Below are 13,686 nucleotides of genomic sequence, written 5' to 3'. Positions count from 1 at the left end.
GTTTTTTATAGGAATTTTGTAGTTGTTTCATCATAGCGAATAGGATGGTGTGTTATATCCTGTTTTAATAGTTGTGTGCGTAACGGTTCGTGCATGATGGAGAAATATACAGAGTTTGCTTTTTTCTCTATATCTAAAGCGGCATGGTCGAATGTTTTTGTATGAGTAAGGATTGAAAGTTCGATTTTTTTCTTATTTTTTGAAAGGTAAGTTTGTCCTTTTTGTGACATGCCTAGCAGGCGAATATATGGTGCGTGTTGTTCTATATTTGCGCTACGTATATCCTCTTTTGTTGTGTTTGTTAAAATGTGTGTACAAGCTCTTTGTAATCTAGTCCATGTATAACGTTTTGTTTTTAATGCTTCCATGAATGAATAGAAGGAGGAACTGTTTTGTATTTTTGATAAAATACGATGCTCTAAACCTTCTTCTATTTCATATATATGTCGTAAGTCCTCTGGAGACATCGTCATGAGTCTATATTTAAAAAATGAAAAGTATTGTTCCCAATTATGTAATATCCCGTAGTTTTGTTTGTAATTTGCTAAAAGCGAAGTGGTTGCCTGTGGGAGAAAAGGTTCAATTGTTGTAAATGATCCTTCTTCGCTAAAGAGTTGTTTTCGGATGCTTGTCGCGCTTGCAATATGTTGGTCATTAAATGTTTCATCATGATAATGAGAGGCAAATCTTTTTATAGTTTGAGCTTGTATAGAGCTATTTTGTGACAGAATTGCTTTCATATATTGGAAGCCTAAAATATTATTTGGTTGTGACATATCTATGTTTTTTTCAGATGTTAAAATGTGTGAGAAAGCATCCGATGTTGCTTTTGCATAACTATTACCAGCGTCCATGAATTGTTTTACAAGGCAGTTAAAAGTCTCTTCTTCGTTTTTTTGTATGGAGATGGTATTATAAAAATTTTCGATTTGTCCATCCTCACTACCGAAACAAATTTCGGAAACACGCAGGGCATTTAAAATGGAAATAGCACCATTTGCGAAGGTTTCAGCCTTTTGTGTTGCGAAGACGTATGGAAGCTCTACAACAAGGTCTACGCCGTTTGCTAAGGCCATTTTAGTGCGATACCATTTGGAAATGAGTGCGGGCTCACCACGCTGTAAAAAAGGACCACTCATAACGGCAATTATTATATCGGATTGTGTTAACTTTTTTGTCTGTTGCACATGATAAAGATGACCGTTATGAAAAGGGTTATATTCAACAACAATACCACCAGCTTTTATGGTAATCTCTCCTTTCGATGTAGCATCTTTTTGAAAAACGTGATACTCTATATATTATTTACTATGATGACTTCATTATAGTGTAAAGAAAAAACATTGACAAATATAAAATGGCTAGCTATAATTTTGTTTGTTGCCTTGAGGTGATATGATATGAAATGGTCCATCCATCAATTGAATAAATTGAGAAATAAAGGATTGACATTGGATGAGATGGTAGATGTAAGTGAGCTAAAAGAGGTCGAGAAAGATATTCGTGAAATTAATCCTGTTCATGTAACGGGAAGAGTTGATTTTGGCTCCGGTAAGTTTACGTTTCATCTACATATAACTGGAAGCATGGTTTTACCATGTTCTCGCTCTTTAGTAGATGTGACATTACCATTTGACATTAAAACAACTGAGGTGTTCCAAACTTCACAAGAAGAATTTGAAACTGAAGCTGAAATTCATTCTTTAGAAGGAGAAGTACTTGACTTACTGCCCGTAATCAAGGAAAATATACTTTTGGAGATTCCAATGCAAATTTTCAGTGATGATGTTTCTGGTGGAGCACCGACGCAAGGTCAAGACTGGCAAGTGATTTCGGAAGAAGACAAAGAAAAGACTGTTGATCCAAGATTGGCAGGACTTGCAAAGTTTTTTGACAAATAATCGGAAGACTGGTTCAGGCCTTCATATGAAAATAACTATTTCTTTTAAGGAGGTGGGAAGAATGGCTGTACCTTTTAGAAGAACTTCTAAAACAGTAAAAAGAAAGCGTCGTACGCATTTCAAATTATCAGTACCTGGTATGGTAGAGTGCCCAAGCTGTGGTGAAGCGAAATTAGCTCACCGTGTATGTAAAGCATGCGGTACTTACAAAGGTAAAGAAGTAATCAGCAAGTAATTGCGGGAAAATAAACGCAGAAGATATCTTCTGCGTTTATTTTTTTTGTCTTAATCTTTAGTTGTTGTATTCTATCTTTTCTAGTAACTGCATATGCTTAATAAAAAATGCATAGGGAGGACTAGAGAGATGGCGACAACAAGACAAGATGCTTGGACTGATGATGAAGATTTGCTTCTGGCAGAAGTAGTACTCCGGCATATTCGAGAAGGTGGAACACAACTTTCTGCCTTTAAGGAAGTGGGAAAAAATTTATCTCGTACACCAGCAGCATGTGGGTTTAGATGGAATTCTTACGTAAGAAAGCAATATAAAGAACGTATTGAGGAAGCAAAGCAACTTCGTAAAGTAGAACATTATGAAGTGAAAGAGACAAAGGTGTTAGAACCTACGTCAATTACGTTGAATGATGTTATTGATTTCTTGCAAAATTATAAAGATGAAAACTCTTTAACGGTGTTGCAACAACAAGTTGAATCATTACAAACAGAAAGAGAGCGCCTTCTGGAGCGATTATCAGTATATGAAGAAGAGTATAGAACATTACTTGATTATATCGATCAAAAAAGAAGTGTAATGGTAGCGGAAAGAAACAATGCTCGCTCGAATGAGAAGTTAGAGAAGCTTAAGAAATAAAAAACAGCTGTTATACAGCTGTTTTTTTATTTTTTAAGCCGATTCTTCGTTTGTAACCGCATTCAAATTTGTTTCTGGATGCCAAATATAAAAATCACCATCAGTTACTGATACGGGGTTGAAATTTAATTTATCCCAAAAACCAGCTGAATGAATACGTGCTATTGTTTTAATGGGAAATTGCATTTGTTTCGCATGATTTACAAGCATTTGCCCGAATCCTTGTTTTTGAAAAGTTGGTAATACTTCAAGTTTATAAAGTTCTAGGTAAGGACCTGTAATTTCGAATGGTTCTCCGCCGTTTCTTTTCATATATAGACTCATACGTGCGATTAGTGATCCACCATAATAAATGCCATAAAATGGAGATTCGCTGTCGTTTTCAATAATGTTTGCTTGCAATTCTTCCAGCATAGATAGTTCTTGGGCTCCGCACCCTTTAAATTTTTTGAATTCATCTAACGTTTTATAATTGATGAGCAAGCGCTCAACTTTTGGGAATCCCATTACATCACATCCTTTTGTTATCTTGTTGAATGCAGAAAAGTAAAAATATTTACAATAATATTATAACTCATTTTTTTATTTTTATGAAGAAGATAGTATATTTCTTTTATTATTTTTTTGAGGATTTGCTAAACTAAGAGTATAAGTGTATTAATAGGCAGTATTATACATAGCGAAAAAAGAGAGTGTATTTGTTTGACAGAGGACAACGAAATTATAGGGCGTGCTCATGTACTTTAAAAAGATATAAAAAGGAGGGGAGGCAAGGGCGCTTAATGTGAATCCCTTGTGTGAAAATGAAAATTGGAATTGTCGGACCAGGTGCTATTGGTCTATTGTATACATTTTATTTACAAAAAAGTAACCAAGATGTTACGTTGTTTACAAGAACGGCTAAGCAGGCTGAAGAGTTGAATGAAACAGGTGTAACTTGTATTAGAGATGGAAGATGTGAAACAGTATATCCATCTGTTTTACCGATAGAAAGTATGGTAGCACAAAATTTAGATTATATATTTATTTCTGTGAAGCAATATCATATAGATGACGTACTACCGTTTGTGGAAGGGGCATCATCATTAATCTTTTTGCAAAACGGAATGTCGCATCTTCAAAAGATGCTGAAAATAGGGAGTGAAAATATAGCTGTTGGTATTGTAGAACATGGTGCGAAAAAAGAGGGAGGGCATATCGTTCATCATACTGGGATAGGGGTAACAAAATTTGGAGTGGTTTGTGGTCAATCTATACATTTCAAGAAAATATTCCGTTATTTTCCTGTTACTTATTTTCCAGTTCAAATAGAAACGGATTGGGAAGAGATTATGCACAAAAAATTAGTAGTAAATGTATGTATCAATCCATTGACAGCACTATTGGGAGTTAAGAATGGTGAATTAATCACGAATCGTTTTTTTTATCAAATGATGGAGCAAGTGTTTCAGGAGGTCGCATTTCTTATTAGAGGAGAAAAAGAAATGGTATGGCAAATGGTACGAAATGTGTGTGAAGGAACGTCTCGTAATACATCCTCTATGTTAGCGGATGTAAGAGCGAATAGACAGACGGAAATTAATGCGATTGTTGGATATGTATTAGAAGAAGCTAAGAAACAGCAACTACCAGTTCCGACACTTCAATTTTTGTTCGATGCAATAAAAGGGTTAGAAACAAGAGTATAAGTGTTATTCTTTGCTTTTACGTGAAACATTGACTACAATGTGGATTGGTGAGAGAACTGGATACGAAAGGAAGAATTATATGGAGATAAAAGAAATCTCTGTTCCGCAACAAGGTGTTGTAGCGGACTATATGAACGGTAAAAAAGAGATACAGTCATGTTTTGATTATATGTTAACAGAAGATGCTTTTAAACAACGTTTACATGATTTGCGTGAAAGGGAGTTTTTCCGCCAAGATTTAGTAGCGCATTTATTAGAATATAATACAAAATTACAAGCGGGAGAATCTACACTTCAAAATGTAAAAGCGCTTGGAGATGAAAATACATATGTTGTTATAGCTGGACAACAAGCAGGGTTATTAACTGGACCGCTTTATACAATTCATAAAGTTATTTCAATTTTACAGCTTGCAAAGGAAAAGGAAGAAAGTTTAGGAGTTAAAGTTGTCCCTGTCTTCTGGATTGCGGGTGAAGACCATGATATGGATGAGATTAACCATACTTTTGTAGCGAAAAATAAAAAGATGAAAAAAACTATTTTTTATGACCGTAATCCGAAAAAGGCGAGTGCTTCTGAGTCTGAACTTTCTGTTGAAGATTGTAGAAATTGGATTGAAGAGATTTTTAAAACATACCCAGAAACAAATTTTACAAAGGATGTATTAAAATTTGTTGATGATGCTTTGAAAAAATCGAATACGTATGTAGATTTCTTTGCTCATCTTATTACGAAAATCTTTGCTAATTCTGGTTTAATCCTTGTTGATTCACATCATCCTGAATTAAGAAAGTTAGAAATTCCATTTTTCAAGCGAATTATAAGTAAGTATAAAGAGGTACAAGAGGGGCTTCGTAATCAGCAAGAAGTAATTAAAGAACTAGGATACAAACCGATTATTGAAACGAAGTCTCATGCAGTGCATATATTCATGGAAATAGATAATGAACGAGTATTGCTTGAAGATCAACAAGGTAAGTTTGTTGGAAAGGATGGGGCGCATTCCTTTTCATACGAAGAGTTGATTGAAGAGATGGAGAGAAATCCGGCACGTTTTAGTAATAATGTTGTAACACGTCCTCTTATGCAAGAGTATGTATTTCCTACGCTCGCATTTATTGGAGGTCCAGGAGAATTAGCTTATTGGAGTGAATTACAACAAGTATTCCATACTGTCGGTTTTCAAATGCCACCTGTCGTTCCTCGTCTTACAATTACTTATGTGGAGAGAGATATAGCGACGGATTTATTTGATTTGCAATTGAGAGAAAGTGATCCGTTTTTAAATGATGTCGATAAATTGCGTGAAAACTGGTTGTCTAATCAAATAGAGGAACCGATTGATGATCATTTTGAAAAGGCGAAAAAAGAAATTGCCGATATTCATACATCTTTACAGCAATTTGTAAAGAAAATAGAGCCAGGGTTAGGTGCGTTTGCAGGGAAAAACGAATTGAAAATTAATGAACAAATTGAACTGCTGGAAAGAATGTTGAAAAGAAATGTTGAGAAAAAGTATGAGGTTCAGCTAAATAAATTCCGCCGTATACAATTCGCACTTCGTCCATTAGGTGCACCGCAAGAACGTGTGTGGAATGTATGTTATTATTTAAATCAGTTTGGTTTGGATTTCGTTGATCGTGTAATGGAAAACCCTTTTTCTTGGGATGGAAAACATCATGTTATAAAACTATAAAATCTTGCTCTTTGGAGCAGGATTTTATTTTTATTCCGTTGAATTTACTGTGAAGTGATTTTTTTCTGAATTATCAATCAAAAAAAGTGTTAAATATGGCAATTGTGTTGGATACTTAAATATATGACAAAATAGCACAAAATGTAAACGTATTATTCGCTTTTTCGACAGTTTTTTATTTAAATTCCCGCAAAAGATGATAAAATTTAGTATATAATAAAAGAAAATAGCGATTTGTATAGTATGTTGCCTTTGTTGGTAAGTTAAATGAGTCGTTCTTTCGTATTATTTCTTTCTCTAAGCGTGAAATATGTGTTTAGAGGAAGGGATACATTCAACATAATTAATTGGAAAAAGAGTAGGTGCAACAATGTTTAAACACGTAACAGTGCTTTTAAAGGAAACAGTAGACGGCTTAGATATAAAGCCAGATGGTACATATGTAGATTGTACACTGGGGGGAGGAGGACATAGTTCTTATTTATTATCCCAATTAACAGAAGGTGGAAAATTAATAGCGTTTGATCAAGATGAGATAGCGATTCAAAACGCGAAAGAAAAGTTCTCTTCATACGGTGAACAGTTTATAACAGTAAAGAGTAACTTCCGTTATTTAGCTGAAAAACTGCAGGAAATAGGTATAACAGAAGTAGACGGTATTTTATTTGATTTAGGTGTTTCATCCCCACAATTAGATACACCAGAACGAGGCTTTAGTTATCATCATGATGCACCGCTAGATATGCGGATGGATCAAGATGCCCCATTAACAGCGTACGATGTTGTAAATAGCTGGTCATATGAACAACTTGTAAGGATTTTCTTCCAATACGGTGAAGAGAAATTTTCAAAACAAATTGCAAGAAAAATTGAAGCTTATCGTGAGAATAAAGCTATTGAAACGACAGGAGAATTAGTAGAGCTAATTAAAGAAGGTATTCCGGCTCCTGCTCGTAGAACGGGTGGGCATCCTGCTAAGCGAGTGTTTCAGGCAATTCGTATAGCTGTAAATGATGAATTAAAAGTATTTGAAGAAGCATTGGAATCTGCTATTGAGATGGTTAAGCCAGGTGGAAGGGTTAGTGTTATAACATTCCATTCATTAGAAGATCGTATTTGTAAAACAACGTTTAAGCGAAATAGTACAACGCCACAATTGCCGCCAGGATTACCGATTATTCCTGATGAATTTAAGCCGAAATTAAAGCTTATTACAAGAAAACCGATTTTACCTTCTGATATAGAGCTAGAAGAAAATAATCGTGCGCGTTCTGCGAAGTTGAGAATCGCTGAAAAACGATAAAAGGGAGAGAGAGGTATGACTAATTTAGCTGTAAAGTACAAACAACAAGCGCAAGAAGAGGTGCAAATTCAAACGCCCCCACAGCAGATGGCTGAGCCGAAGGTTAAAGCGAAAATTACAAGAATCGAAAAACTGTTGTATGTAGCGTTTATTGGCTTTTTATTGTATGCCTGTGTCGCGTTTATTGGAAATAAAGCAGGCCTTTATCAAGTTAATGTAGAAGCAGCGACGATAGAAGAAAAAATTGTACAGCAGCAAAAAGAAAATCAAGAATTACAAGCTGAAGTAGAGAAGTTAAGTCGCTATGAACGAATCGCTGAAGTTGCAAAAAAACATGGGCTAGAAATTAATGCGAATAATGTGAAAGGCCTCAAATAAGGCAATAGGTGTGAAGGAACGATGAAGAAGAATATGACTAAATTTCATACCAATAAGGGAGCAGGTTATTTTATGATATTTTTCCTCCTGCTCTTTTTGCTGTTATTAGCCCGATTTTTTTACATACAATCAACAGGAACAGTTCATAATCAGGATTTAGATGCACTTGCTAAACAAAAGCATAGTAAAAAAGGAGTTCTTGAAGCGAACCGAGGAACCATTTATGATCAAAACGGTCATGTGTTAGCGCAAGATGCAAACTCTTACAAAATGGTAGCTGCACTAAAAGGTGCTAACTCAGTTGAGAATAAAGAAGATACTGCAAAGAAAATTGCAGGAGTACTTGGAAAAGGCGAAGAGGATATTTTAGCGACGTTAAATAAAGATAAAAGTCAAGTGGAATTTGGGAAGATAGGTAAGAGCTTGACGAAAGAAAAGAAAGAACAAATAGAAGCATTGAAATTGCCAGGGGTTTCTTTTATTACCGAAAATGCGAGAGTTTATCCAAATGGTGATTTCGCATCTTATGTTATAGGGCATGCGAAACCGAATGAAGATGGAATTGCAGTAGGTCAATTTGGATTAGAAAAAAGTTTGGATAAATATTTAGGAGCTTCAAATGGAGAGGTAGCTTATACAGGTGATCGTAGGGGGGTATCTCTTGACGGTGGGAAAGTGAATGTGAAGGCACCTAAAAATGGAGATAATGTATATTTGACAATGGATCAACGTATTCAAAGTTATTTAGAAGACGCGATGAAATCGGCGAGTCAACATTATGAGCCGGAAAGTTTAATTGGAATTGTGGCGGATCCGAAAACGGGGAAAATATTAGCAATGTCTAGTAAACCTAGTTATGATCCGAACATAGAGAATAATAAATACTTTTATAATGACGCAATTGCCAATGCATTTGAACCTGGATCAACAATGAAAATTTTCACGTTAGCGGCAGCTATTAATGAAGGTGTGTACAAAGGACAAGATTATTATCAATCCGGGACATATCAAGTCGGAAATAGGAAAATAAAAGATCATAATGGCGGTGCTGGTTGGGGCTCTATCACGTTTGATGAAGGGGTAGAGCGTTCTTCAAACGTAGCGTTTGCAATTTTAGGAGATCAAAAACTTGGTCCAGAACGTTTCCGAAAATATATTCATAGTTTTGGATTAGATGAAAAAACGAACATTGATTTATCAGGTGAAGGATCGAATACAATTTTATTTGATCAGCAAATACAACAAGTGACAACAGCTTTTGGACAAGGTTCCACTGTAACACCAATTCAGCTTGTACAAGCTGCAACGGCCATTGCAAATGATGGGAAAATGATGAAACCTTATGCAATTGATAAAATTGTAGATCCGATAACAGACAAAGTAAAATTAGAACATAAGCCAGAAGAAGTAGGAAAACCTGTTACAAAGGAAACAGCAGCGCAAGTAAGACAGTTATTAGAACGTGTTGTTACATCTCCGAAAGGTACAGGGACAGCTTATAAAATTGATGGATATTCAGTTGGTGGTAAAACAGGTACAGCGCAAATTCCGGATGGAAAAGGCGGCTATATGACAGGAAGACAGAATTATATATTCTCATTCTTAGGTATGGCACCAATGGACGATCCACAACTTGTCGTGTATGTAGCTGTTAAACAGCCGAAATTAAAAGATGATGAGAACGGTGCACAACCTTTAGCTGATATTTTTAAATATGTAACAAAAAATAGTTTAGAGTATTTAAAGATTAAGCCAAATGAAGTGAAAGATCCGAAAAAACATCTGAAAGAACAACAAACTACTGTTCCAGATGTAACTGGTAAAACGATGGCTGAAGCGGGGAAAGCGATTGATAAAGCAAAACTTCGTCCAATCGTACTAGGTGAAGGGAAAGTACAGCAACAAGTACCAAAAGCGACTGAACAAACATTAAAAGGCGACCGAGTCTTCTTGGTAGGAGATAAGCCTACAATGCCAAATATACAAGGATGGGCACTGCGTGATGTTATGAATTTAGCGAAGACATTACAGCTTAACTTGAAACCTTCTGGTACAGGATACGTAACAGAACAAAGTGTGGCGGAAGGAACATTATTACAACCTGGTACAGAATTAGGTGTCACACTCGTACCGCCACTCGAACCACAGCAAGAAGCAGAAAAGCCGTAATGGTAAAAGAGAATAAGTTCTAATTAAATAAGTACAAGCATATATTGGAACAAGCTAGGCGTAAGGGAGGCTTGTTCCGATATGCGTGTATCAAATGTAACAGTTAGAAAACGACTTATTTTTATACTTATATCAGGTATACTTATTTTCACTATTATCGATATTCGTCTTGGATATGTGCAATTTTTTCTTGGGAATATGTTAACGGATCGTGCGAAAGATTCATGGAGTCGTAATATTACTTTTGAACCCGAACGTGGGAAAATTTTAGACCGAAATGGTGTGGAACTTGCCACGAATAAAAGTGCTCCAACTGTTTTTGTTGTACCGAGGCAAATTGAAAAACCAGCAGAGACTGCAGAGAAGTTAGCTGCAGTATTAGGTGTGGAAAAAGATGAGATTTATAAAAGGATTACAAAAAAAGAATCGATTGTAAGGTTAGATAAAGGCGGAAGGAAAATATCACATGACAAAGCGAAAGAAGTACGAGGATTAAGTTTGAAGGGCGTGTATATCGCAGAGGATTCTATCCGGTACTATCCATTTGGAAACTTTTTATCACATGTATTAGGTTTTGCAGGTAGCGATAACCAAGGTCTTATGGGACTAGAAAAATATTATGATAAAGAGCTAAATGGGGACAAAGGTCATGTGCGTTTTTTTGCAGATGCGAAAGGACAAAGGATGCCTAATGTTGGTGATGATTTCAAAAAGCCAGAAGCTGGTTTAAATTTAGGATTAACAATCGATGCGCGTATTACAAGGATTATGGAAAGAGAAATGAATATTGCGGAGTCAACTTATAATCCTGACGGTATGATTGCGATTGCAATGAATCCTAAAAATGGTGAAATTTTAGGTATGTCTAGTCGACCGAGTTTTGACCCAGCGGATTTTCAAAGTGTCTCTCCAGAAGTGTATAACAGAAATCTACCTGTATGGAGTACGTATGAGCCTGGTTCAACATTTAAGATCATTACATTAGCTGCAGCATTGAATGAAAATTTAGTAGACTTAGAGAAGGATACGTTTTATGATGATGGAGCAGCTGAAGTAGGTGGAGCTAGATTGAAATGCTGGAAAGCAGGAGGTCATGGCAGTCAAACGTTTTTAGAAGTTGTTCAAAACTCATGTAACCCGGGATTTATTGAACTTGGTGATCGCCTTGGTAAAGACCGATTATTTAAATACATTCGTAATTTTGGTTTTGGGCAGAAGACTGGAATTGACTTGCAAGGTGAAGGCAGTGGGATTTTATTTAATTTAGATAAAGTTGGTCCAGTAGAGCAAGCAACAACTTCATTCGGCCAAGGGGTTTCTGTTACACCGATTCAACAAGTAGCAGCTGTAGCGGCGGCTGTAAATGGTGGAACATTGTATCAGCCGTATATAGCTAAGGAGTTTATTGATCCGAAAAATAATCAAGTTGTTAGTAAAAAGACACCTGTTGAGAAAAGAAAAGTTATTTCCAAGGAAACTTCAGAAAAAGTTCGTTATGCATTAGAGAATGTTGTAGCGAAAGGTTCTGGTAAAGGTGCTTATATTGATGGATATCGTGTAGGTGGAAAAACGGGTACTGCTCAAAAGGTGAAAGATGGTAAATATTTAGAGAATAATTATATAGTATCTTTTATCGGATTTGCTCCAGCGGATGATCCAGAGATTGTTGTGTATGTTGCTGTTGATAATCCAAAAGGGGTTACACAGTTTGGTGGAGTGGTAGCAGCTCCGATTGTCGGGAATATCCTTCGAGATGCGCTTCCTGTTATGGGAGTGAAACCGAGAAAAGAACAAGTTGAGAAAGAATATAAATGGGGCGATACACCAACTGTGGAAGTTCCGAATTTAATTGGAATGAAAAAGAAAGACTTACAAACACAACTCGTCGATTTGAAGCTTGATATAAGTGGAGATGGAGAGAAAGTAATTAAACAATCACCAGAAGCGGGAGCTAAAGTAAAAGAAGGCTCAAAAATTAGAATTTACTTCGGGAATTAAAGGTAACATAGTACGTTTTATGGTACAATTGGTGGAAGTGAGTTCTTTATAGAACAGTTACTTAATTTGAGACAGTAAGTGTCTCATTCATAAATAGGTCAGTAGCACTTACCTCCTTATATAGGAGGTAATGTGTTGCTTACTGAAAAAAAGATAAATAAACAATGTAGAGAGGGTTTAGTGAAATGAAGTTGCATACACTTGTATCATGTTTGCATGATTTTCCAGTTGTTCCAAAAGAAAATCCAGAAATCACATCTATAGAAGCTGATTCACGTAAAGTGAAAGAGGGAAGCTTATTTGTATGTATGAAAGGATATACGGTTGATAGCCATGATTTTGCTAAGCAAGCAGCGGCACAAGGAGCGGCTGCTATTGTTGCGGAAAGACCAATTGATGTTGACGTTCCAGTTGTACTTGTGAAAAATACTTTTCGTTCGTTAGCGGTTTTAGCTGATTATTTTTATGGTCAACCGACACACAAGTTACATTTAATCGGAATTACAGGTACAAATGGAAAGACAACAACATCGCATATTATGGATGAGATTATGCGAGCACATGGTCATAAAACAGGGCTAATTGGAACGATTAATATGAAAATCGGTGATGAAACATTTGAGGTGAAAAATACAACACCAGATGCACTAACACTTCAACAGACGTTTTCAAAAATGGTTGAACAAGGTGTGGACAGCACGGTAATGGAAGTTTCGTCACATGCGTTAAATCTTGGTCGTGTACACGGATGTGATTACGATGTAGCGGTGTTTACGAATTTAACACAAGATCATTTAGACTATCATAAAACGATGGAAGAATATAAACATGCAAAAGGGTTACTATTTGCACAGCTTGGCAATAGTTATAATCATAATCGTGAAAAGTACGCTGTGCTGAATAGCGATGATAATGTAACAGAAGAGTATATGAGAAGTACTGCAGCAACAGTTGTAACATATGGTATTGATACAACAAGTGATATTATGGCAAAAAATATCGTTATGACGAGTGGCGGGACTACATTTACGCTTGTCACACCATATGAAAGTGTAAATGTTACGATGAAATTAATAGGTAAATTTAATGTATATAACGTACTTGCAGCAACAGCAGCAGGACTTGTTTCGGGTGTGAAATTAGAAACAATCATTGCTGTTATAAAGGATTTAGCTGGGGTTCCAGGACGTTTTGAAGTTGTTGATGGAGGGCAAAATTATACAGTTATTGTTGATTACGCACATACGCCAGATAGTTTAGAAAATGTATTAAAAACTGCAAAACAATTTGCAAAAGGTGATGTGTATTGTATCGTTGGTTGTGGTGGCGATAGGGACCGAACGAAGAGACCGATAATGGCAAGTGTTGCAACAAAATATGCAACTCATGCAATTTATACATCAGATAATCCAAGAAGTGAAGATCCAGCGGCTATTTTAGATGATATGGTACATGGTGCAAGCGGGAAAAACTATGAAATGATCATTGATAGAAAAGAAGCAATACACCATGCAATCGCTAAAGCGAAAGCAGATGATATCATTATTATTGCTGGTAAGGGGCATGAAACGTATCAAATTATTGGTAAAGAAGTTCATCATTTCGATGATCGTGAAGTTGCTAAAGAAGCAATTACAGGGCGTTTAAACAACGAAGAGTAACAACGTGAGAGGAGGACTACA

Annotated in this window: 12 protein-coding genes; 10 read left to right on the top strand and 2 right to left on the bottom strand. The window is 36.1% G+C overall.

Annotated features, from left to right (window positions below; translation table 11 throughout):
• Positions 1 to 5: 5 nt before the first annotated feature.
• Positions 6 to 1,187 (bottom strand): nucleotidyltransferase, encoded by a 1,182-nt coding sequence (locus ACUN13_RS01050; protein WP_025689200.1) that lies wholly within the window; start codon positions 1,185 to 1,187, stop codon positions 6 to 8.
• Between the two features lie 213 nt (positions 1,188 to 1,400).
• Between ACUN13_RS01050 and ACUN13_RS01045 the strand changes: the two genes are divergently transcribed.
• From ACUN13_RS01045 to ACUN13_RS01035, 3 genes are all read left to right on the top strand, one after another.
• Positions 1,401 to 1,901, top strand: coding sequence for a YceD family protein (locus ACUN13_RS01045; protein WP_000872149.1), 501 nt, complete (start codon positions 1,401 to 1,403; stop codon positions 1,899 to 1,901).
• Positions 1,902 to 1,962: 61 nt separating this feature from the next.
• Entirely contained in the window at positions 1,963 to 2,136 is a 174-nt protein-coding gene (gene rpmF / locus ACUN13_RS01040; RefSeq protein WP_001984764.1) for a 50S ribosomal protein L32, read from the top strand.
• Between the two features lie 129 nt (positions 2,137 to 2,265).
• Positions 2,266 to 2,772, top strand: a complete 507-nt coding sequence (locus tag ACUN13_RS01035; RefSeq protein WP_000246467.1) for an RsfA family transcriptional regulator — start codon at positions 2,266 to 2,268, stop codon at positions 2,770 to 2,772.
• Between the two features lie 33 nt (positions 2,773 to 2,805).
• On the opposite strand, the gene ACUN13_RS01030 is transcribed toward ACUN13_RS01035, so the two are convergent.
• Positions 2,806 to 3,279 (bottom strand): N-acetyltransferase, encoded by a 474-nt coding sequence (locus ACUN13_RS01030; protein ID WP_000506694.1) that lies wholly within the window; start codon positions 3,277 to 3,279, stop codon positions 2,806 to 2,808.
• 296 nt (positions 3,280 to 3,575) lie between these two features.
• Here ACUN13_RS01030 and panE point away from each other — a divergent pair, with 296 nt between their 5' ends.
• From panE to murE, 7 genes are all read left to right on the top strand, one after another.
• Complete coding sequence (gene panE, locus ACUN13_RS01025; RefSeq protein ID WP_002182931.1) at positions 3,576 to 4,460, top strand: 2-dehydropantoate 2-reductase; 885 nt, start codon at positions 3,576 to 3,578, stop codon at positions 4,458 to 4,460.
• Between the two features lie 79 nt (positions 4,461 to 4,539).
• Positions 4,540 to 6,156 carry a bacillithiol biosynthesis cysteine-adding enzyme BshC gene (gene bshC, locus ACUN13_RS01020; RefSeq protein WP_016125157.1) on the top strand — a complete coding sequence of 539 codons (1,617 nt, stop codon included), beginning with the start codon at positions 4,540 to 4,542 and terminating at the stop codon, positions 6,154 to 6,156.
• A 370-nt stretch (positions 6,157 to 6,526) separates the two neighbouring features.
• The gene (gene rsmH, locus ACUN13_RS01015) at positions 6,527 to 7,459 is read left to right on the top strand and encodes a 16S rRNA (cytosine(1402)-N(4))-methyltransferase RsmH (protein WP_000472508.1); all 933 of its coding nucleotides are present in this window, start codon (positions 6,527 to 6,529) and stop codon (positions 7,457 to 7,459) included.
• 15 nt (positions 7,460 to 7,474) lie between these two features.
• Positions 7,475 to 7,837 (top strand): cell division protein FtsL, encoded by a 363-nt coding sequence (gene ftsL, locus ACUN13_RS01010; RefSeq protein WP_025689205.1) that lies wholly within the window; start codon positions 7,475 to 7,477, stop codon positions 7,835 to 7,837.
• 21 nt (positions 7,838 to 7,858) lie between these two features.
• The gene (locus tag ACUN13_RS01005) at positions 7,859 to 10,006 is read left to right on the top strand and encodes a penicillin-binding protein (protein ID WP_445423640.1); all 2,148 of its coding nucleotides are present in this window, start codon (positions 7,859 to 7,861) and stop codon (positions 10,004 to 10,006) included.
• An 81-nt stretch (positions 10,007 to 10,087) separates the two neighbouring features.
• On the top strand, positions 10,088 to 12,004 hold the full coding sequence (locus ACUN13_RS01000; RefSeq protein ID WP_001266234.1) for a stage V sporulation protein D: 1,917 nt from the start codon (positions 10,088 to 10,090) through the stop codon (positions 12,002 to 12,004).
• 185 nt (positions 12,005 to 12,189) lie between these two features.
• Positions 12,190 to 13,665, top strand: a complete 1,476-nt coding sequence (gene murE / locus ACUN13_RS00995; RefSeq protein ID WP_000766320.1) for a UDP-N-acetylmuramoyl-L-alanyl-D-glutamate--2,6-diaminopimelate ligase — start codon at positions 12,190 to 12,192, stop codon at positions 13,663 to 13,665.
• Positions 13,666 to 13,686 lie beyond the last annotated feature (21 nt).

The organism is Bacillus cereus group sp. Bce041 (assembly GCF_052646455.1).
Note: the sequence above shows the minus strand (reverse complement) of the source record. Positions and strands in the feature narration are given on the sequence as shown.